This window comes from Halobacillus sp. AWH4_228, from assembly GCF_056158365.1.
In genome coordinates, this window is sequence record NZ_JBSWTE010000001.1 from 1355365 (window position 1) to 1375729 (window position 20365).

18 protein-coding genes are annotated in these 20365 nt (G+C 47.1%); 14 read left to right on the top strand and 4 right to left on the bottom strand.

The window, feature by feature from the left end; genetic code table 11:
* Nucleotides 1-35: 35 nt before the first annotated feature.
* The 14 genes from ACXADP_RS06695 to motS all read left to right on the top strand — a co-directional run bounded on the left by ACXADP_RS06695 (nucleotide 36) and on the right by motS (nucleotide 14561).
* Nucleotides 36-1064 carry a PTS sugar transporter subunit IIC gene (locus tag ACXADP_RS06695; protein ID WP_474969230.1) on the top strand — a complete coding sequence of 343 codons (1029 nt, stop codon included), beginning with the start codon at nucleotides 36-38 and terminating at the stop codon, nucleotides 1062-1064.
* Between the two features lie 32 nt (nucleotides 1065-1096).
* Nucleotides 1097-1414, top strand: coding sequence for a thioredoxin family protein (locus tag ACXADP_RS06700; protein ID WP_474969229.1), 318 nt, complete (start codon nucleotides 1097-1099; stop codon nucleotides 1412-1414).
* A gap of 140 nt (nucleotides 1415-1554) precedes the next feature.
* Nucleotides 1555-2373, top strand: a complete 819-nt coding sequence (locus tag ACXADP_RS06705) for a DUF1444 domain-containing protein (protein WP_474969228.1) — start codon at nucleotides 1555-1557, stop codon at nucleotides 2371-2373.
* 3 nt (nucleotides 2374-2376) lie between these two features.
* Nucleotides 2377-2985: a YtpR family tRNA-binding protein gene (gene ytpR, locus ACXADP_RS06710; RefSeq protein WP_474969227.1), complete on the top strand. Its 609-nt coding sequence runs from the start codon at nucleotides 2377-2379 to the stop codon at nucleotides 2983-2985.
* A gap of 150 nt (nucleotides 2986-3135) precedes the next feature.
* A complete protein-coding gene (locus ACXADP_RS06715; RefSeq protein WP_474971132.1) occupies nucleotides 3136-6291 on the top strand; it encodes a DNA translocase FtsK in 3156 nt (1051 codons plus the stop codon).
* Nucleotides 6292-6399: 108 nt separating this feature from the next.
* Nucleotides 6400-7515, top strand: a complete 1116-nt coding sequence (locus ACXADP_RS06720) for a nicotinate phosphoribosyltransferase (RefSeq protein WP_474969225.1) — start codon at nucleotides 6400-6402, stop codon at nucleotides 7513-7515.
* 190 nt (nucleotides 7516-7705) lie between these two features.
* Nucleotides 7706-9001, top strand: coding sequence for a UDP-N-acetylmuramate--L-alanine ligase (murC, locus tag ACXADP_RS06725; RefSeq protein ID WP_474969224.1), 1296 nt, complete (start codon nucleotides 7706-7708; stop codon nucleotides 8999-9001).
* A 193-nt stretch (nucleotides 9002-9194) separates the two neighbouring features.
* A complete protein-coding gene (locus ACXADP_RS06730) occupies nucleotides 9195-9614 on the top strand; it encodes a DUF948 domain-containing protein (RefSeq protein WP_027955113.1) in 420 nt (139 codons plus the stop codon).
* Between the two features lie 12 nt (nucleotides 9615-9626).
* Nucleotides 9627-10049 (top strand): YtxH domain-containing protein, encoded by a 423-nt coding sequence (locus ACXADP_RS06735; RefSeq protein ID WP_474969223.1) that lies wholly within the window; start codon nucleotides 9627-9629, stop codon nucleotides 10047-10049.
* 52 nt (nucleotides 10050-10101) lie between these two features.
* The gene (gene ytxJ, locus ACXADP_RS06740) at nucleotides 10102-10425 is read left to right on the top strand and encodes a bacillithiol system redox-active protein YtxJ (protein ID WP_474969222.1); all 324 of its coding nucleotides are present in this window, start codon (nucleotides 10102-10104) and stop codon (nucleotides 10423-10425) included.
* Between the two features lie 184 nt (nucleotides 10426-10609).
* Nucleotides 10610-11668 (top strand): bifunctional 3-deoxy-7-phosphoheptulonate synthase/chorismate mutase, encoded by a 1059-nt coding sequence (locus tag ACXADP_RS06745; RefSeq protein WP_474969221.1) that lies wholly within the window; start codon nucleotides 10610-10612, stop codon nucleotides 11666-11668.
* Nucleotides 11669-11903: 235 nt separating this feature from the next.
* Complete coding sequence (ccpA, locus tag ACXADP_RS06750; RefSeq protein ID WP_474969220.1) at nucleotides 11904-12905, top strand: catabolite control protein A; 1002 nt, start codon at nucleotides 11904-11906, stop codon at nucleotides 12903-12905.
* Between the two features lie 50 nt (nucleotides 12906-12955).
* Entirely contained in the window at nucleotides 12956-13780 is an 825-nt protein-coding gene (gene motP, locus ACXADP_RS06755) for a flagellar motor protein MotP (protein WP_474971133.1), read from the top strand.
* A complete protein-coding gene (gene motS, locus ACXADP_RS06760; RefSeq protein ID WP_474971134.1) occupies nucleotides 13770-14561 on the top strand; it encodes a flagellar motor protein MotS in 792 nt (263 codons plus the stop codon). Before motP ends, motS begins: the two co-directional genes overlap by 11 nt.
* Before the next feature lie 30 nt (nucleotides 14562-14591).
* Here motS and ACXADP_RS06765 read toward each other — a convergent pair whose 3' ends face one another.
* From ACXADP_RS06765 to ACXADP_RS06780, 4 genes are all read right to left on the bottom strand, one after another.
* Nucleotides 14592-15764: an acetoin utilization protein AcuC gene (locus ACXADP_RS06765; protein ID WP_474971135.1), complete on the bottom strand. Its 1173-nt coding sequence runs from the start codon at nucleotides 15762-15764 to the stop codon at nucleotides 14592-14594.
* Nucleotides 15754-16407 carry an acetoin utilization AcuB family protein gene (locus ACXADP_RS06770; RefSeq protein WP_474969215.1) on the bottom strand — a complete coding sequence of 218 codons (654 nt, stop codon included), beginning with the start codon at nucleotides 16405-16407 and terminating at the stop codon, nucleotides 15754-15756. The genes ACXADP_RS06765 and ACXADP_RS06770 overlap by 11 nt, the downstream gene beginning before the upstream one ends.
* Before the next feature lie 5 nt (nucleotides 16408-16412).
* Entirely contained in the window at nucleotides 16413-17060 is a 648-nt protein-coding gene (locus tag ACXADP_RS06775; protein WP_474969214.1) for a GNAT family N-acetyltransferase, read from the bottom strand.
* Nucleotides 17061-17179: 119 nt separating this feature from the next.
* The gene (locus ACXADP_RS06780; RefSeq protein WP_474971136.1) at nucleotides 17180-20305 is read right to left on the bottom strand and encodes a transglycosylase domain-containing protein; all 3126 of its coding nucleotides are present in this window, start codon (nucleotides 20303-20305) and stop codon (nucleotides 17180-17182) included.
* Nucleotides 20306-20365 lie beyond the last annotated feature (60 nt).

The window sequence follows — 20365 nt, forward strand, 5'->3', positions numbered from 1 at the left end:
GTATAATTTCTTTCGGTAAGACAGGAGGTCATGGAATGAAAAAGTTCTTAAATAAAAAAGGTGTGTACATTTCGGTTCATGCCTATTTCATAACGGCTCTGAGTTATATGGCTCTTGGACTTTTTTCTTCATTAATTATCGGGCTGATTATGAAAACGATTGGTGAACAGCTGGATTTGGGGATGTTTTCAGCTTCTCTTATTGATATGGGAACCTTCGCTATGGATGCAAAGATATGGGGAGGAGCCATCGGGGCGGCTGTAGCCTACGGGTTGAAAGCACCGCCGCTGGTCATCTTTGCTGCCTTATTCAGCGGGGCTTACGGAGCGGATCTCGGCGGCCCGGCCGGCAGTTATATTGCTGCCTTGTTTGCAACGGAATTTGGAAAGGTTGTCAGTAAGGAAACGAAACTTGATATTATCCTTACTCCTTTTTCTACGATTTTGGCAGGGTACTTCGTTGGTGTGATCATTGGAGCGCCGATTGGAGCATTTATGACCGGAATGGGTGAAATCATCAATTGGTCCACTCAACAGCAGCCACTGTTGATGGGTGTCCTTGTTGCCGTTCTCATGGGGCTGGCCTTAACCGCTCCGATCTCGAGTCTGGCAATCGCTCTTATGCTGTCTTTGGAAGGGGCAGCTGCCGGAGCGGCTACTGTCGGCTGTGCAGCCCAGATGATTGGGTTTGCGGTGACAAGTTATAAAGATAATGGATTTGGAGGCGCCGTCGCCCAGGGGATCGGCACATCCATGCTCCAGGTAGCCAATGTCGTGAAAAAACCGTTGATCATCCTTCCGCCGACGCTGGCCGGGGCGCTGCTGGCTCCATTGGCGACGATGTGGCTGTCGATGGAAAACAATGCAGCCGGAGCCGGCATGGGTACAAGTGGATTTGTTGGTCAGATTATGACATTTGAGACGATGGGACTTTCGCTTGAAGTGGGTCTGATCATCCTTTTCCTCCATTTTATAGGGCCTGCGGTCATCAGCTATGGCTTCTATTATTGGTTTTCCAGAAAAGGGTGGATTGAGCCTGGAGACATGAGAATTGAATATGAGTGATCCTGTGCTAGAATAGCGGTGGAGGTGTCCTTATGATTACATTAGAATCGGATCAGCAATTAAAAGAATTGATAGAAAATGAATCGGTCATCCTGCTCTTTTCGGCGGACTGGTGCCCGGACTGCCGGGTGATCGAGCCCTTCCTTCCTGAGCTGGAAGAAAAATATTCCCAATGGACATTTGTTTATGTAGACCGTGATCAATTTATCCACGTCTGCGCCGAAAATGACATTTTTGGAATTCCGAGCTTTCTTGCTTTCCGCGAAGGCGGAGAAGCCGGACGGTTTGTCAGTAAAGATCGTAAGACAAAAGAAGAAATCGAAGCTTTCCTAACGAACGTTTCCGGTTAACCTACAGACAGGCTGTGCAGATGGCGCAGCCTGTCTGCTTTTTTTACTACAAAGATGTGTGTATAATGGAAGAGTATGCAAATCGAAGAGAAATCAACGACATGATCTTCTTTCTTCCCAGGTAAAAGGAGGAAAAACCAATGAAAATGACGAGTATTAAAATGAAGAAGAAATTAGAGGAGCGGCTGGCCCGGGACGAGTGGAAAGCTACCTTTAACCGAGATAAGGACACATTCAGAATTGAATGGGCAGAGTCTGGAAAAGGGATCACAATCACCCTCCCCAATGTCATATCTAAATACCAAGCGCGCGGGGAAGAGGCTCTTGATGAGCTGGAAGACCATGTAACAGAAGCCCTGCGTGTGATGGAGGAAGATCACCAACTGACAGGAAAGGAACAGTATATCTTTCCTGTTATTCGTGCGGCTTCTTTCCCAACAGAGACAGAGCAGGGGAAAAAGCTCGTTTATACAGATCATACGGCTGAAACCCGTATTTATTATGCCATTGATCTTGGGAAGTCCTATCAGCTGATTGATGAGGATATGCTGAAAAAAGAAAAGTGGGATCTTGACAGGATCCGGGAAATTTCAGGTTTCAACGTCCGGTCTCTGAAAACCAATCTGAAAAAAGATACGGTCTATGGCAATGATTTTTATTTTCATTCCGCCGGTGACGGGTATGATGCAAGCAGGATTCTGAATGAAGCCCTGCTTGAACAGCTCAAGGCAGAAGCCAAAGGAGAGCTTGCCATCAGCATTCCGCACCAGGATGTTATCATTTTTGCGGATGTTCAAAATCCAGAAGGCTATGATATATTAGCTCAGATGGCTATGAAGTTCTTTGCTGAAGGAACGGTCCCCGTAACTTCTTTGAGCTTTCTTTATGAAGATAAACAATTGGAGCCGATATTCATTCTGGCTCAGAAAAAACCGAAAAAGGACCGAAAGGAAGAGTAGATCATGCACGTATTTTACAACAAGCAAGGAATTGGAGACGTTTTACTTATTCCCGTGAAGGAAGGCAGCCGGGACGAAATCAAACAGGAATCCTATGGTGATGTCGTAAAAATCACTGATAAAAGAGATGGATCCCTGCTTGGGTACAACATCTTCCATGCCTCCAAGTATTTCAATATTGAAGGACAGGGCAAAATCCGTTTAACGGAAGACGTGCTGGCTCCTATCAAGGATCTTTTTACGCAGAATGAATTGAATGATGTCCTTGATTTCGACCTCAGCCCTAAGTTTGTCGTAGGGTACGTAAAAGAAAAAGCCCCTCATGAAAATGCGGATAAATTAAGCGTGTGTCAGGTGGACGTTGGAGATGAAATTCTTCAAATCGTCTGTGGTGCACCGAATGTGGATGCAGGACAGAAGGTGGTTGTAGCGAAAGTAGGAGCTGTCATGCCAGGTGGAATGAAGATTAAGGACGCGAAGCTTAGAGGTGTTCCATCTTCAGGAATGATCTGCTCTGCCAAGGAACTCAATCTGCCGGATGCACCTGAGGAGAAGGGTATTCTTGTATTGGATGACCAATATGAAACAGGGCAGACGTTTGAAATGGAATAACTCTGTCTAAAAGCAAAGCAGCTGGTCTGCTTTGCTTTTTTTGATTCAAAAGTCATTTTTAAAGCGATTGTAAACCAAACCCTGCTTTAAACCTGTTAAAATATAAGGGAATCAGCATTATGATTTAAATTGGAAAAGAGTGTGAACTTAATGTGGAAAGACTTAAAAGATAAAATGAAACGCTTGTTTGAACAGGAAGAAAACCATGCTGAAGAAGCTGCCGTACATAAAGAAGAAAAGAAAGATGTCAACGCAAAAACAAAAATGACCTATCGATATCCGAAGCAGGGAGAATTCCGTTTCCCTGTCATTCCAGATCAGGATCAGGAACGCAGAGAACATGTGTCACGCGCAAGATCTGAGCGCAGACGTCATGTTCAGGAAGAAGAGCCGGAAGTAGAAAAACGACCACAGCGCAGGCAGAGAAAACAGCCGGAACCGGAAGAGGAATTGAAAGAGACACTTGAAACGACGTCCATTCCTTTTACTCCAAGTGATGTTCCCTCCCCTATCTTTGGCTATCAAACCAGGCAGATGACGAAAGGGCTGCAGAACCTGGAGTATACAGTCGAGGAAAATTCCAAGCCGGAATTTTATACAGGTTCCTATGAAGAGAAAAAGTGGCAGGATTTACGGGAAAAATTGAGAGAGCGCGTCCAGGTTGGCAGGAAACAGCCGGATGCTGTGACTCCATCCGAGGGTGAGCCGCAACGGGAAAGCCGTCAGGAAGGTGCGGCGTCGCTGGAAATGGAAGTGCCTGTCCAGGAGGAGCTTCCAAATAGAAATGAAGAGCTGTCGAAGCTCAAAAATGATTCCATGCGCGACGAACATACCGAAGAGACGCCGGCAGACAAAGAGTCCCACGAACACGAAGACACATCCACAGTAGATTTGGAAATGCATGCATTGAATCCGGGGAAGGGAGACAGCTCTGTGGAAACCGGTTCAGATCAGGAAGTCCATTCAGAAGCGCCTGAAGAAGAAACATACAGGTACCGTCTGCAGGATATCTTCGACCAGGATTCTCCAACCATAGACAAAACCAATGCATATGGTAATGGAGAGGTTTATACAGAAGAAGAGAAGCCGGAGAATGAAGAAACTCAAGATGCCCCGTTTGAAGATGATACTTCTGAGGCGGCAGAGCGGCCGTTCATCAATGAAGAGGAAGAAGAAGCCGCTCCAGACAGTGTTGGAGAGCTTCCTGACCCGGAAGAATATAGAGCAGAGGAAGAAACAGCAGAGCTCGAGGTTGAGATGGAAACCGAGCGGACTGAGGTAAATCAAGCTGAATTCGAGGAGTCGGAAGCTCACACGGCTGAGGACGTTTCTGAGGCGGCAGAACGACCGTTGATCAATGAAGAGGAAGAAGAAGCCGCTCCAGACAGTATAGGAGAGCTTCCTGACCCGGAAGAATATAGGGCAGAGGAAGAAACAGCAGAGCTCGAGGTTGAGACGGAAACCGAGCGGATTGAGGTAAACCAACCAGAATTCCAGGATACGGAAACTCACTCAGCTGAGAACGAAGCCGGAGATGAGGCAGAGGGAACCGAAGAACTTCCAGATGCCGGCTCAGGACATGAGGCTGTGTCTGAATTGGATGAACAGGAGAGGGGAACGGAAGAAGACATGGAGCCCCAACCGCTTGGGGAAAAACCGTCAGGACCCCGGGAAGACCAAGAGGAAACACGAAAATCCTCTTCCAGAAGAAGTGTGCCATTTAATGTGCTTATGACGCCTCGGGATAAGCGGTCAAGAGATCATCAGAAGACGGATGCTCCTAAACAGGAGGAACCCAAGCCTGAAACTGTCCAAACGAAGGAAGCTCAGGTGGAGAAACCAGCACCTGAACAGGAAGAAGAAGCAGGAAGAAGACCTCCTGAATATGTACGGAGTGAATATCAGACACCGCTGCATCTACTCGAGGATCCTGTCCGTCCATCCACAGATGATGACAGCTGGATTACCGGACAGATGGAACTGCTCGAAACAACCCTGCGTCATTTCCATGTCCGGGCGAATGTTATCAATGCAATGAAGGGGCCTTCTGTCACACGTTTCGAAGTTCAGCCGGAGCCGGGAGTGAAAGTAAGCAAAATCACCAACCTCGCGGATGATATAAAACTGAGCATGGCTGCAAAAGATATACGTATAGAAGCTCCGATTCCAGGAAAGCAGGCCGTCGGAATTGAAGTTCCCAACAAACAGCCACAGATGGTGGGACTGCAGGAGATTTTTGAGGATGAAGCCTTTTCTCAAGAACAGTCCCCGCTTTCTGTCGGACTCGGCCTTGATATCGGTGGGGAGTCGATTGTGACCAACCTGAAAAAGATGCCGCACGGGTTGATTGCAGGGGCTACAGGTTCAGGGAAAAGTGTGTGTATCAACACCATTCTTGTCAGCTTGTTATACAAAGCACACTATGATGATGTGAAGTTCCTGCTGATTGATCCTAAGATGGTGGAACTGGCGCCTTACAATGACCTCCCTCATTTAGTCGCACCAGTCATTACTGATGTAAAAGCGGCCACGACAGCTCTGAAGTGGGCCGTAAAAGAAATGGAAGAGCGGTATGAAAAGTTCGTAGCCGAAGGCGTCAGGGATGTGGAGCGTTTCAACGATAAGATGATCAAACAGGGACGTGCTTCTGAGAAGCTTCCTTATCTTGTAATCGTGATTGATGAGCTTGCCGACCTGATGATGGTTTCTCCGCAGGATGTCGAAGATGCCATCTGCCGGATTGCTCAAAAGGCTCGTGCCTGTGGCATTCACCTGCTGCTTGCTACTCAGCGTCCGTCTGTAGATGTCATTACAGGCCTTATCAAAGCGAATATTCCAACGAGGATCGCCTTCAGTGTATCTTCCCAGGTGGATTCCCGTACCATCATCGACTCGTCAGGTGCCGAGAAGCTGTTAGGAAAAGGGGACATGCTTTTCGTTGAAAATGGTTCAGGTCAGCCTGTCCGGATTCAGGGAGCTTTCGTATCAGATGACGAAATTGAACGGGTCACGAGCTTTGTGAAGAAAATGGCTCCTCCGCAGTATCTGTTCCATCAGGATGAATTAATCAAGCAGGTATCGACCGAAGAAGAGACGGATGAGCTGTTTGATGAAGCGGTTGATTTCGTCCTTGCTCAGAACGGAGCCAGTGCCTCTTTGATCCAGCGCCGCTTCAAAGTCGGGTACAATAGAGCCGCCCGCCTCATTGACCAGATGGAGGACTATGGGATTATTTCTGAACAGAAGGGAAGCAAACCGAGGGATGTCCTTCTGACCAGACAGCAGATCGAAGAAATAATGGACTAAAATCTTGGAGATTGGTCGAAAGGCTTGTGAAACAGGTCTCAATTTTATATGATGGACTATGAATAAAAATTCGACCAATTACGACCTATATGTTTAAGGAGTTAAGCCATGAAGGAAATTGCACTTAAATTAAATGGGGAGATCAGCCGACTGACCAACAAGACATTCAAGTTTGATGAACGCGTTGCTGAAGGCTGGTTCTCTGCCGTCTATTTTTTGAAGACCCGGGATATCGTTAAAAGCCACCTTCCTGATAATAAGGTGACGATGCAGTTTTTCCAGAAGGATCATGCCGTTTTATGCGGGACGGATGAAGTGATTGCCCTTATCCATACCTTTGCGGACCATCCGGAGGAATTGGAGATTCATTCCCTGAAAGATGGCGATAAGATCAGTCCGTATGAAACTGTTCTTACAGTCACGGGCCCTTATCAATATTTCGGATTTCTGGAGGGGATCATTGACGGTATTCTGGCCCGGCGTACATCTGTGGCCACCAATGTCTACAATGTCGTAAAAGCGGCCAGATCCTCCGGCAAACAAAAACCGATTATTTTTATGGGAGACCGGGATGACCACTTTACGCAGCAGTCCGGGGACGGATATTCTGCATTCATCGGGGGATCGACTGCCCAGGCCACCCACGCCATGAATGAATGGTGGGGGAAAGAAGGAATGGGCACGATGCCCCACGCGCTGATCCAAATGTTTAAAGGTGATGTAGTCGCGGCTACAAAAGCCTATCATGAACAATTCCCGGACGATCAGCTCATGGCTCTCGTTGATTATAATAATGATGTCATTACAGATTCCCTTAGCGTTGCCCGGGAATTCGGAGACGAGTTGAAAGGCGTCCGCCTGGATACGTCAAGGAATCTCGTGGACAAATATTTCCTGAGAAATCAGCATCTGATGGGGACATTTGATCCGAGAGGGGTCAATCCTGAATTAATCTTTGCCTTGCGCCGGGCATTGGATCAGGAAGGATTCCGTCATGTGAAGATTGTCGTGAGCGGCGGGTTCACGAAGGAACGTATCCGCGCGTTTGAAGAGAAAAAAGTTCCTGTTGATATGTATGGAGTAGGTGGAAGCCTCTTGAAGATAGGAATCGGATTTACGGGGGATAACGTCATCATTGATGGCGAAGCGGAAGCCAAGGAAGGCCGTCGTTTCAAACCGAATCCAAGACTGGAATATGTAGAATATACAGGACCAGCCGAATAGCAGTTTGGAAGGTGCGGACGATCCTCGTTGGTGCCTTCCCGGCAGGTCCTGCTTTTTCTAAAGCGATTTCCGTGATAAGATAAGGAAATGCAGACAAGGACTCATCTGTGCAGAGAGGTGAAGCGCAGATCGATCCTCGTTACATATACTATACCTAAAGTGACCCACTTTATTTTGGAGGTTCTTGTTTATGACAACTTACCATTTCATTGGTATCAAAGGAACTGGAATGAGTTCGCTTGCCCAGATTCTCCACGACTCGGGCGAGAAAGTTCAAGGATCAGACGTAGATAAACGCTTTTTTACACAAGACGTACTAGAAGCTAAAAATATAGAGATCATGTCTTTTTCAGAAGAAAACATTACTGACGGCCAGACGATTATTGCCGGAAATGCCTTTGGGGACGATCATGAAGAAATCGTGGCAGCCAGGGAGAAAGGTCTGCCGTTTTACCGGTACCACGATTTTTTAGGTGAGTGGCTGCAGAAGTATACAAGTATAGCTGTCACAGGCGCACACGGGAAAACGTCGACAACCGGCCTTCTTGCACATGTGCTGACAGAGAACTACCCGACGTCCTTCCTGATAGGGGACGGAACCGGGCAGGGCCATGAAGACAGTCAATACTTTGCTTTTGAAGCATGCGAGTACCGCCGTCATTTTCTTGCTTATGAGCCGGATTATGCCATCATGACAAACATTGACTTTGACCACCCGGATTACTTCTCAAGTGTGGAGGATGTTTTCCAGGCCTTTCAACAGATGGCAAAACAGGTGAAGAAAGGGATTATTGCGTGCGGGGATGATGAGCATCTGCAGCATATTCAGGCCAACGTCCCTGTCCTTTACTATGGACTGGCTGACACGAACGATTTCCAGGCTCAGAATATCCGTGAAGGTGAAGATGGAACGACGTTTGACGTGTTTGTGCGCAACAACTTTTATGATACATTCACGATCCCGCAGTACGGAAACCACACCGTTTTGAATGCCCTCAGCGTGATTGCTCTCTGCCATTATGAGCAGATGCAGCCGGAGCAGATCAAAAAGCTTGCCACATTTAAAGGTGTAAAGCGCCGCTTTACCGAAAAGGTCTGGCATAATCAGATTCTTGTCGATGACTATGCCCATCACCCGATCGAAATTACAGCGACCATCGACTCAGCCCGTAAGAAATATGCCGATCGACCGGTCATCGCTATTTTCCAGCCCCATACTTTTACAAGGACGAAAACGTTCTTGAACGAGTTTGCGGAAAGCTTGAAGGAAGCGGATCATGTATACTTGTGCGATATCTTTGGTTCGGCCCGTGAAAATGGCGGAAAACTGACCATTGACCATCTGCAGGAGCTGATTCCTGAATCCAAGGTCCTTCAACTGGATGAAACGCAGCAGCTGGCCGAGTATGATGATGCTGTTCTTCTTTTCATGGGAGCCGGGGATATTCAAAAGTTCCAGGACGCTTACGAAAAGCAGTACAATTAAGCAGGCATGCGGCTTTCAACTTTGAAAAGCCGCATGTTTTTTCAATAAAAGTAGAAAATTGGCTGATAAAAAAGGATATTATGTTTAAGATAGCGAATATGTCCATTTATAAGCAGCCTTCACGTTTAGGAAAAGCCTGATTAGGGCAATAACTAAACTGTGTTGATTACATAAGAAGGAGTGTGCAGGGGGAATGATCAATATCCTTTACATTGCTGCTTTAATTGCAGCAGTGGCTTTTGCTGTTCTTGTAATTTTCTTAGCAAGAACGTTAACGGCTGTACGCCGTACAATGAACAACGTAGCTGATACCCTTGAGGGTGTAGAGAAACAAATGGAAGGCATCACTCTTGAGACCACTGAGCTGTTGAATAAAACGAATAAGCTGGCTGAGGATGTAGGCGAGAAATCGCAGAAACTTAATACATTAGTTGATGGTGTAAAGGGTATAGGGGATACCGTACAGGAATTTAACCAATCCATACGTTCTGTATCCAAGGGTTTTACTCAGTCAGCCAATGAGCACACAGACTCAGCTGCCCAGGCAGTCAAGTGGGGGCAGGTGGCGATCAGCCTTTGGAAGAAAGCGAAGAAAGAAGATAAGAATTCATAAGGAGGAATTAACATGGGACAACAAAACAAAGAACAAAATAATGGTAGAGATTTTGTACTGGGTTCGCTGATCGGCGGTTTAGTCGGTGCAGCTGTTGCCTTGCTCTTTGCTCCGAAATCCGGACGTGAACTGCGCGAGAACATCAATCAAGGCTCCGGGGAGTTGAGAGAGCGTGCCGGCGAGTGGAAGGATGTCGCTTATGAAAAGGGCGGAGAATGGAAAGACCGTGCTGTTGAATCCTCTTCCCATCTGACAAAATCTGTTTCTGAAAAATCTCAGGAGTGGAGCGGACTGATGAAGGACAAAGTGAAAAACATCCGTACAAATGAAGAAGATGAAGCGGAAAGAGCCGCTCAGGAAGTAGCTGAAGCCATCGAGGAAGCTGCTCAGGAGCTGGAAAGACAGCAGGACTCTACGACATCGACAAATATTTGACACAGTATGGAGACTGTCCGCAGTCTCCATCTTTCTTTTAGGAGGAATAGAAATGACAATCGAAGTGATTCAAGACAAACAGGCATTTGAACAGGTGGTTAGCGAAAAAGAGGCATTTATCCTGCTCAAGCACAGTTTAACATGCCCGGTCAGCACGTTTGCTCATCACCAATATAAGCAGTTCACCGACGGAGCGGATGTACCGTGCTACATTCTTCATATCCAGGAGGCAAGAGATTTGTCCAATCATATTGCTGCGGAATACGATGTCCAGCATGAATCGCCACAGGCCCTTTATTTTAAAAACGGGCAGGTGGTATGGCACGACAGCCATGGCGCAATTACAGCAGATCAGCTGAAAGAAGTCACAGCATAAGAACAGGGTTTTATGGAGGAAGGTTCAAGATAAGCTTGATCCTTCCTCCAACTTTTTAGCCAGTTTTTCATGAAAACACTTTCAAAGGGATGACAATATTCAAAAAGTTAGCTATAATTGTCCCTAATTATTTCATAATACTTATGATTCTAATTATCAAATATCATTGTAGGGGGACGTAAGCATGAGTAATCAAAAGCTTGACCAGTTGCGCAGCGAGTTGGATAAGGTTAATTTAGACCTTTTGAGTTTAATCAATAAACGCGGTGATCTGGTAAAGGAAATTGGTCAGATCAAAGAACAGCAGGGGATGAACCGCTTCGATCCAGTAAGGGAGAGAGCGATGCTGGACCAGTTGTCCCAGCACAATGATGGACCTTTCGAGGATTCAACAATCGTACATTTATTCAAGGAAATCTTCAAAGCAGCGCTGGAACTGCAGGAAGATGACCACCGTAAAGCACTGCTTGTATCCAGGAAGAAAAAGCCTGAAGATACAGTCGTTGAAATAAAAGGAGAACAAGTCGGAAACGGCACACCTTCCTTTGTTATGGGGCCATGTGCGGTGGAAAGCTACGAGCAGGTATCTGAAGTGGCCAAAGCTGTGAAAGCAGAAGGTCTGACACTGCTTCGTGGTGGAGCCTTCAAGCCGAGAACTTCTCCATATGACTTCCAGGGACTTGGTCTGGAAGGATTGAAGATTTTGAAACAGGCGGCAGATGAGCAGGGACTTGCAGTCGTCAGTGAAATCGTGAACCCAGGAGACCTGGAAGAAGCTCTGGAATACCTGGATGTCATTCAAATCGGTGCCCGTAACATGCAGAACTTCGAGCTTCTGAAAGCCGCAGGTTCTGTGAACAAGCCGGTACTACTTAAACGTGGATTGTCAGCAACGATTGCCGAGTTCATCAATGCAGCTGAATACATCATCTCACGTGGGAATGAAAACATCATTCTCTGTGAGCGCGGTATCCGCACCTACGAAAAAGCAACAAGGAATACATTGGACATTTCCGCTGTCCCGATCCTTAAGCAGGAAACCCACCTGCCGGTCATGGTGGATGTAACGCACTCAACCGGCCGTCGCGACCTGCTGCTTCCTACAGCGAAAGCAGCAATCGCTGTCGGTGCCGATGGTGTCATGGCTGAAGTTCACCCGGATCCGGCTGTTGCTCTTTCGGATTCAGCTCAGCAGATGGATATTCCGACCTTCCACGCCTTCATGGAAGAACTGAAAAAATAACGGAGAAAAAAGATAAAGACAGGCTGATCAAACAGCCTGTCTTATTTTTTATTCATAGTTTCTAAAAAAATCAGGAAGACTATAAGTAACCTTTTGCACGAATTTAGGAATCCGTTATAATGGATAGGGTACAAACTCTAGAGAACCGTATGATTATTGCGCAGGCAGGCGATCTGTCGTATGATTGTTCTTATAAGTACTACGGTACGACAGGATTCGATGAGGAGGAAATTAGATGAATGTAACAATATATGATGTAGCACGCGAAGCTAACGTTTCAATGGCAACCGTTTCGCGGGTCGTCAACGGGAACCCGAATGTGAAACCCGCCACAAGAAAGAAAGTACATGATGCGATTGAACGGCTCGGCTACCGTCCAAACGCAGTAGCGAGAGGTCTTGCGAGTAAGAAGACAACGACAGTGGGTGTCATTATTCCGGATATCTCCAGCATTTTCTTCGCAGAATTGGCACGGGGAATTGAAGATATCGCAACCATGTACAACTATAACATTATCTTAAGTAACTCAGACCAGAACAAAGACAAAGAGCTTCATTTGATCAATGCCATGCTCGGCAAGCAGGTGGATGGACTGATTTTCATGGGTGGCGACATTACCGATGACCACATCCGTGAGTTCAAGACGTCTTCTGTACCGATTGCGCTGGCGGCGACTGTTGATGAGACTCAGGAAACGCCTTCTGTAAACATTGATTATGAAGAAGCGGCCTATGATGCAACGAAGATGCTTCTGGACTCCAATAACGAGCGGATTGCCTTCATTTCCGGACCGGAGAATACATTAATCAATACAAGAAAAGTGACAGGCTTCAAACGTGCCATGAGTGAAAAGGGCGTCGAGGATGCTGACAAATACATCGTAACTGGAGATTATTCCTACGATTCCGGTCATGAAGCGCTTGAGCAGATCCTTGAGATGGACGAACAGCCGTCAGCCGTTTTCGTTTCTTCTGATGAAATGGCCCTCGGGGTTATTCACGGAGCGCAGGACCGCGGCATTCGTGTACCTGAGGATATGGAAGTATTCGGTTTTGATAATACACGTCTGGCTACCATGGTGCGTCCAACGCTTTCCACTGTTGTACAGCCAATGTATGACATCGGAGCAGTGGCCATGCGTCTGCTTACGAAATTCATGAACAAAGAAGAAGTAGAGGAACAGAACGTGGTTCTTCCACACCGAATTATTGAAAGAAACTCAACTCAGCAGAAATAGTACCGATATATGTACTAAAAGGTACTTGTTCGAACTGAGGAGAGAGTGAAATGACAAAAAAAGATTTAATGACTCCCATAGGAATTACTCTTGGATTTGCTATGGTTATGGTTGGAATCATGTCCAACGCAGGCATCGGAGGGGCCGCCTCCTTTATACAAATATCCTCTATCGTGATTGTGCTGGGAGGGCTGGCCGCCGCTATTCTCGTGAACTTCAATCTTACTGAAGTGAAGCTGACCTTCCGTGTGACGAAGGAAGCCTTCAAAGAAAGCAGCATGAACCTGAGAGAGCTGATCAGCCTCTTCGTGAGACTTTCTGAGCGGGCCCGGAGGGAAGGGCTGCTTGCCTTGGAAGCTGAGCTTGAGGAAGTGGAGGATCCTTTTATAAGGAAAGGGATTCTTCTGGCTGTTGACGGTGTAGAGCCTGATGTCATTAATGAAATTATGAATGCGGAGATTTCCGCTGTGGAAGAGCGGCACCAAAAAGGAAGAGCTCTTATTGAAAAGGCGGGGGAATATGCTCCTGCCTGGGGAATGATTGGAACGCTGATTGGTCTTGTCCTGATGCTTTCCAGCTTATCCACCCCGGAAGAGCTTGGTCCTAAAATGGCCGTCGCTCTTCTTACTACTTTCTATGGAACACTGCTCGCCAACCTTGTTTTCATTCCGATGGCGGGGAAACTTGAGAACAAAACGGACCAGGAAGTGTTCATGAAGCAGATTATCATCGAAGGGGTCATCGGCGTCCAGTCCGGCCAGAACCCGAAACTTCTGGAAGAAAAATTGGGAGCATTCCTGTCTGAAAATGATAAGAAGACTCTGGAAGACGAAGAACAAAACGATCCACTTGGGGAAGCAGCCAATGAGGCGTAGACCTAAAAAGAAGAAGCAGGACGGCGCACCCAAATGGATGACTACATATGCAGACATGATCACCCTTGTCCTTGTATTCTTTATTCTTTTATTTTCCATGTCCCAGATTAACCTCGATAAATTTGAGGCGATAGCAGAAAGCTTCCGAAACCGGATGATCCTGGACTTTTATCCTTCTGCTGTGGAAAACGAGAATCCCACTGATCAGGCTGAGATAGAGGAAAACGGTGAAAAGAATAATGAATTTGACATGCCGCCGGAAGAAGCGGAACCTTCACAATCAAGTGAGGCTGAAGCGGAAAAGGAGCAGGACCTGGATGAACTGAAGCAGGAGATCGATGAATACCTGAAGGAAAACGATTTGAGCGACATTATTGCTGCGACAAATTCCGACCGCGGCGTCGTCCTCGTTCTTGAAGAACAGCTGCTCTTTGAAACAAGTGAGGCAGAAATTCTGGACCAGGCTAAGCCGTTCTTATCCAAGGTAGGCACCCTGCTTGAAAACATTCCGAACTTTGTCAAAGTGGAAGGGCATACGGATAACCGTCAGATTTCCAGCTACCGCTATCCTTCAAACTGGGAATTGTCCGGAGCACGGGCGAGCAGTGTTATCCGGTATATCCTGGATAACACGGAGGACATGGACCCGAAAAGGTTTACCGCTGTTGCTTACGGAGAGACGAGACCGGTCGCTCCTAATGATTCTGAGGAGAACTGGAGCAGGAACCGAAGGGTTGAAATTGTCATTTTAGATCCGGCTTACGAAAATTCCGGATCTTAAAAGCCACTACATAAGTAGTGGCTTTTTTTACTACAAGGAATTGAATTTCTTTTGGTTATGAATCAGCTGCAGTGCTTTTTCCAACAGCTTATTGTTCTTTTCTGTAATTTCTTCTCTTCTCGGTATAGGTTTGAAAGCGTCTGGTGGATCGTTCCATGCATCGGGTAGAGAAACGGGGGATTTTTTTTCCCATTTCTTCAGCCATTCGACAGGGAGGGGACCTGTAAAAGGTTCTTCTTCCAACATAACTTTCCAAATTTGAGCCCAAGCTCTCGGGACAACACGCCAGATGTCATATCCGCCCCCGCCAAGTGCCACCCAGCGCCCTTCACAGTATTGATGAGCCAGTTCATGGGCAATTGCAGGTATGCGCTCGTAAATGGCCATCGTTGAGCTTAGATGGGTCAGAGGATCAAGGAAATGAGCATCCGCCCCGTTCTGCGTAATAATGATGTCGGGCTTGAAATAATCGGTAATTTCCTTGAAAGCGGATTCATAAACGTGCAGAAATGACTCATCCTCAGTGAAGGCATCGATTGGCAGGTTAAAAGAATATCCGTATCCTTCTTTCAATCCTCGTTCATTCACATGTCCTGTACCGGGAAACAGGTACCGCCCTGTTTCGTGGATGGACAGTGTACAGACGTTGGGATCATCGTAAAAGGCCCACTGTACGCCATCCCCGTGATGAGCGTCTGTATCAACATAAAGGACCTTGTAATCGTATTTCCGGCGGATGTATTTAATACCTACGGCTCCGTCATTGTAAATACAGAAGCCTGAGGCTTTGCGTTCAAATCCATGATGAAGGCCGCCTCCCAGATTAAGGGCGTGTGTGACATCACCGTCAAGAACCGCATCAATAGCAGACAATGTACTGCCTACAAGCAGCTGTGAAGCTTCATGCATGCCTTCAAACATTGGGGTATCTTCTGTTCCTATTCCGTATTCAAGCCCTTCCTCTTCCGACAATTTACCTTCTGATGCTTTTTTCACCGCCTGGATATATGCTGGACTGTGGGCAAGACGGAGTTCTTCCTCTGTTGCCATTCTGGGAGTGATCAAGTGATTTTCCTCAAGCATGCCTGCTGCATCCAGAAGTTCCTTTGCCAGGACGACTCTCATCTGATTGAAAGGATGGTCATCCCGGAACCGATAGGAAGTGAAATCGTTGGAGTATACAAATCCTGCTTTACAAGTCATAGGGACTCTCCGGCTTCTTAGGCCACAAAACTTCATAGCCTGCTTCCTCCAGATCTTCAACGGTGGGAAGTGGGTTCATCGTCTGAATCCGGACCACGACGACTTTGTACTTGGCATCCGGCTTGTAAGGATAAATGAGGATGGAGCTGATATTCACTTTGCGTTTTCCGAATACTTGCGTCACTTGAGGAAGAATCCCTGGTTTGTTCATGACTTTCACTTCAATCTGGGAACTCTGGACGTGGGTGCCCGTTAATTGAATCAACGTATAGAGCATGTCTTTTTCCGTTACAATTCCGACCAGTTTTCCGTCTCTGGTGACAGGAACACAGGCAATTTCCTGTTCATAAAAGATGGAAGCTGTTTCTTCGACAAAATCAAGAGGGTGTACGGTCGTCACCGGATAAGTCATGATGGAGCGGATCGGATACTGCAGTTCCTCCTGTCCGGTGTCTTCTTCCAAAATCGATGGACTGGCATCTCTGACATCACGGTCAGAAACAATACCTATGACAGCCCGGTCCTCGTCTATAATAGGGATATGCCGGATATGGTGTTCATGGAGAAGTTTCAACGCTGTTTCAATCGTTTCATCCGGAGTAAGTGTAATCACCTGGTCCTTCATGATTTCTTCTACTAACAATTCCGCTACCTCCTCAGCTGGCGATTTCGGTGCCTCGTTAAAAAGCGCAGTTGATCAAATGTCTCTACTGATGATTCAGGAACCCGGCTGCCTACTCTGACCATAAGGCAGTTGGCTGGGTGGGATATGATTTCAGGATCATCGGTGGGGGAAGGGGTCAATCCGCCTGCAGCCATCATCTTTTCCATGACCTTTCGATAATCCCATATGTTCAGCCCTGTCCCTTTCAAGTCCCAATGCCAGTAATATTCAGTGGAAATGATAATGTAATTTTCCATATAGTCATCCATCATGGAAAGTTTCAAGAGACGTGAGCCAATCCGGTACCCGCGAAACTTCGGGCTGACTTCAATGGCGCCCAGTTCAATCAAATCTTCCATGTTTCCTTCCGACCACCGTTCCAGGGGGTCTGGATGCAGGTAGGTCACATAGCCGATGATCTCTTCGCTGTTTCTTGCAATGATGATCCGGCCTTCTTCGAAATCCGCGATGCTCTTTACAGCTTCAAATTGTTTTTCCGGCGGTCGGAAAGCGACAAGGCCTTCGTTAAACGTAAAATGTGATAATTCTTCTGATGTCAGCGGTCCTTCAACAATAATCGGCCCATGCTCAGAGCTGAAGGATTCGCTGTAATAAGTTTTTTCATGATTCATTCAGTCACCACCTGAAAAAGAGATTCATAGAGCGATTGCTTCTATTATACAACAAAATATGGGATTGTTAATTGTTCTCCAAAAAGAAAACCAGCCCATGATGGGCTGGTTTGATTCATTTATTCTTGATTTTCCGTTGTTTCATCTCCGCTGGACTCGTCGCTGTTTTCGTTATCTGCGTCTTCTTCCGGTGGTGTATCGCTTGAACCATCATCGGAATTACCTTCTGAGTCATCGGATTCGCCGCTTTGATTATTGTCATTAGCGGAATCATTATTCTCTTCTGTACTTTCATTTGACTCGTCTGCATTGGAGTCGTTCGTGTTTTCATCGTTGTTGCCATTGTTACCTTCGCTGCTGTTTTCACTACTGGAATCATTCGTATCCTCTTCTGGTTCCGGCTCTGGTTCCGGTTCCGGCTCTGGTTCCGGTTCCGGCTCAGGGTCCGGCTCCGGTTCAGGCTCCGGCGCCCCTGGATTTCCGACCGTCACGGAAGAGGAAAGACTGGATGATTGACCGAAATAATCCACCGATCGAACCGCGTAGACACCTTCGCCTGAAAGGCTGTACGACGTGTTCACTGTGCTGCCAAGCAGGGAATAGCTGCCACCCGGCTCAGAAGCGCGGTAGACCCGGTACCCGACGACATCGCTGCTTCCGGATGCATTCCAGCTGATGGTTGACCCGCTGGCAGAAACCGATCCCGGAGCGGAGGGCGCATTGCCATCATTATCAATAGACGACACGGTTGATCCGATGGAAGAAGAGGAAGGCAGAGCTACATTGCTCCATCGAGATGAATTAGGAATTAATTCACTTAATTCTTCAGAGGAAGTCAACCCTTCCTCTTCCAGCCATTCAGGACTCAATGTGACACCGCCGCCGTCTTTGACGAATTCACGCGGAGTATCCGGTCCAGCGATAACCAATTTATCTTTCACGCGTACGAAGTCGCCGCCGATCAGGCTGTCATCGACTTTTGATGGAGCATAGTCGGCATCAAAAATGTCACTGTCTACAAGGCCTGCGGACGAGCATAAGTCAGAAGGCAGCATTCCTGATGTCGCACAGTAGGAACTCGTTACAAGCCCGCCCGGGTTCTCGAAATCATTGCTTGGAGCCATCAGTTCCGGACGTAATTCCGTGACTGCATTGACTACATCGGCCCACAGCCCCTGTGTCCGCTGGTTGTAGTTCATGTTCTGCATGTTGCCTTCATCAAACCCTGTCCACATTCCGACAGAGACATTCGGGTTCGTAGCAACAAACCAGGAATCTTTCGTTGCCTGTGATGTCCCGGTTTTACCCGCCCACTCGACACCGCGGTTAGCGAGCAGCCCGCGTACACGGGAGCCTGTCCCGTAATCGAGTACATCTTTCATGACATCCAGGGTAAGGTAGGAGGCCTGCGGACTGAACACCTCTGTTTCTTCCGCTTCATGCTGATAGACGGTCTCCCCGTCTTTCGTTTCAATTTTTTCAATCATATACGCATCGACGAATTTACCCATGTTGGCAAAAGTAGCAAATGCATTCACATTCTGCTCGACGGATATGCCGTAGGTTAATGCGCCGAGGGCCATGGATTCATTCGTATAGTCATCCTTGTGTAATCGATCCTTCATCCCCATTTTCTCTAAATAACTTTTGACTGGGTTATCGCTCTTAATCTCATTGTACTGTTTAACAGCCGGCACATTATAGGACTGGGCCAGCGCATATCGGGCACTGACAAAGCCTTTATGGCTTCTGGAGAAGTTCCTTACCTCTGTACCGCTGCCGTAATAATAAGGGACATCGGCAATAACGGACCCCGGCTGGGCAGCCCCCATGTCAAAGCTCGGACCATAGACGAGCAGCGGCTTCATCGTACTACCGTTGGAACGGTAGGCCTGTGTGGCATGGTTAAGGTTTGTCTCATCAAAGTCATGTCCGCCAATAAACCCGTGAATTTTCCCTGTGGAGTTTTCTATTATTACGCTGCCAAGCTGGAGGGAAATATTTTTGGTATCCCCTGTAGGATCTCCGTTTTCATCACGGATGGGAACGGTTTTCACTGGCCAGTTGGATGAATAGGAGTCTTTTACATCCTGCATCGCATCATAAACTTCTTTATCCAGTGTTGTATGGATTTGATAACCGCCGGAGGACATTTCCCGCTCCGCCAGTTCATCGTACTCCCGGGCCAGTTCTTCATCATCGTCCAGGTCTTCCTGAGTATGACCGTTTTCTTTCATTAAGTAATCTTTAATGAGACCTCTAGCACGACTCTGTACTTCCTGGTTGATGGCGGGGTATTGGCTGATTGCTGTTGGTTTAGCATCAGCCAGCGTTTCATCGTTCAACGAGAAAGTCATCGCCTCGTCGTATTCCGCTTTTGTAATGTATTCCGCTTCCAGCATACGTTCGAGCACTTCGTGCATCCGGTCTATGCCGGGTTCCAGTCCTTCTTCGTCCTTAATCGTCCCATCATTGTTGAAAGGGGTATAACCGAAGGGGGATTGTGGCAGGCCGGCAATAAAAGCCGATTGGGCCAAGGAGAGTTCACCGGCATTTACGCCGAAGATGCCCTGGGCAGCTGTCTGTACACCCGCTACGTTCTGCCCGTTCGCATTCCGCCCGAACGGGACGATGTTCAAGTAAGCTTCGAGTATTTCTTCTTTTTCAAAGAAACGCTCGATCCGGAGGGCAATGAGCATTTCCTTGGCCTTCCGCTCAAATGATACTTCGTTCGTTAAAATCTGGTTTTTAACGAGCTGCTGAGTCAGTGTACTTCCACCGGTTTTCACGGAGGAGTTCGTCACTTCCTGAACGACCGCACGCATGACGGCTTTCGGGACAACACCCTGGTGCTCTTTGAAATACTCGTCTTCCGTAGCGATCACGGCATTTCTTAAATAATCACTGACTTGATCGAGCTCAACGACCTCCCGGTACAGGTCGGAACTGACATCTCCAATTTCTGTTTCGTCCGTGAATAACATCGTCGACGTCTGCGAATAATTGTAAATATCATCTTCCATATCCGCCTGGCTCCGTACCGGCTCATCCTTTACGAGGGAGGCAAAGTATCCAGCTCCGACACCGCCGGCGAAAAACAAACCGATCACACCGATAATGATAAAAAATAAGATGACGTTCCAAACGACATCGTATGTGATCCGAGTGTTTTTCTGTATACGCCCCTGCTCCCATAAAGAGCGGAAATCTATCTTATTTCGACCGTTCTTCTGGTTATTAGACATGAATAAAACCTCCTAAAAAATCCAACAATATTATAACATACCCCTCTGTATTAAGACACG

Bases quoted from the DNA above. Each gene is read 5' to 3' on its own strand.
- ACXADP_RS06745 (WP_474969221.1), top strand. From the start codon at position 10,610: ATGAGTAATCAAAAGCTTGACCAGTTGCGCAGCGAGTTGGATAAGGTT.
- ACXADP_RS06705 (WP_474969228.1), top strand. From the start codon at position 1,555: ATGAAAATGACGAGTATTAAAATGAAGAAGAAATTAGAGGAGCGGCTG.
- ccpA (WP_474969220.1), top strand. From the start codon at position 11,904: ATGAATGTAACAATATATGATGTAGCACGCGAAGCTAACGTTTCAATG.
- ACXADP_RS06730 (WP_027955113.1), top strand. From the start codon at position 9,195: ATGATCAATATCCTTTACATTGCTGCTTTAATTGCAGCAGTGGCTTTT.
- ytpR (WP_474969227.1), top strand. From the start codon at position 2,377: ATGCACGTATTTTACAACAAGCAAGGAATTGGAGACGTTTTACTTATT.
- ACXADP_RS06715 (WP_474971132.1), top strand. From the start codon at position 3,136: ATGTGGAAAGACTTAAAAGATAAAATGAAACGCTTGTTTGAACAGGAA.
- ACXADP_RS06700 (WP_474969229.1), top strand. From the start codon at position 1,097: ATGATTACATTAGAATCGGATCAGCAATTAAAAGAATTGATAGAAAAT.
- ytxJ (WP_474969222.1), top strand. From the start codon at position 10,102: ATGACAATCGAAGTGATTCAAGACAAACAGGCATTTGAACAGGTGGTT.
- ACXADP_RS06765 (WP_474971135.1), bottom strand. From the start codon at position 15,764: ATGACTTGTAAAGCAGGATTTGTATACTCCAACGATTTCACTTCCTAT.
- motS (WP_474971134.1), top strand. From the start codon at position 13,770: ATGAGGCGTAGACCTAAAAAGAAGAAGCAGGACGGCGCACCCAAATGG.
- ACXADP_RS06735 (WP_474969223.1), top strand. From the start codon at position 9,627: ATGGGACAACAAAACAAAGAACAAAATAATGGTAGAGATTTTGTACTG.
- ACXADP_RS06780 (WP_474971136.1), bottom strand. From the start codon at position 20,305: ATGTCTAATAACCAGAAGAACGGTCGAAATAAGATAGATTTCCGCTCT.
- ACXADP_RS06720 (WP_474969225.1), top strand. From the start codon at position 6,400: ATGAAGGAAATTGCACTTAAATTAAATGGGGAGATCAGCCGACTGACC.
- ACXADP_RS06695 (WP_474969230.1), top strand. From the start codon at position 36: ATGAAAAAGTTCTTAAATAAAAAAGGTGTGTACATTTCGGTTCATGCC.
- ACXADP_RS06775 (WP_474969214.1), bottom strand. From the start codon at position 17,060: ATGAATCATGAAAAAACTTATTACAGCGAATCCTTCAGCTCTGAGCAT.
- murC (WP_474969224.1), top strand. From the start codon at position 7,706: ATGACAACTTACCATTTCATTGGTATCAAAGGAACTGGAATGAGTTCG.
- motP (WP_474971133.1), top strand. From the start codon at position 12,956: ATGACAAAAAAAGATTTAATGACTCCCATAGGAATTACTCTTGGATTT.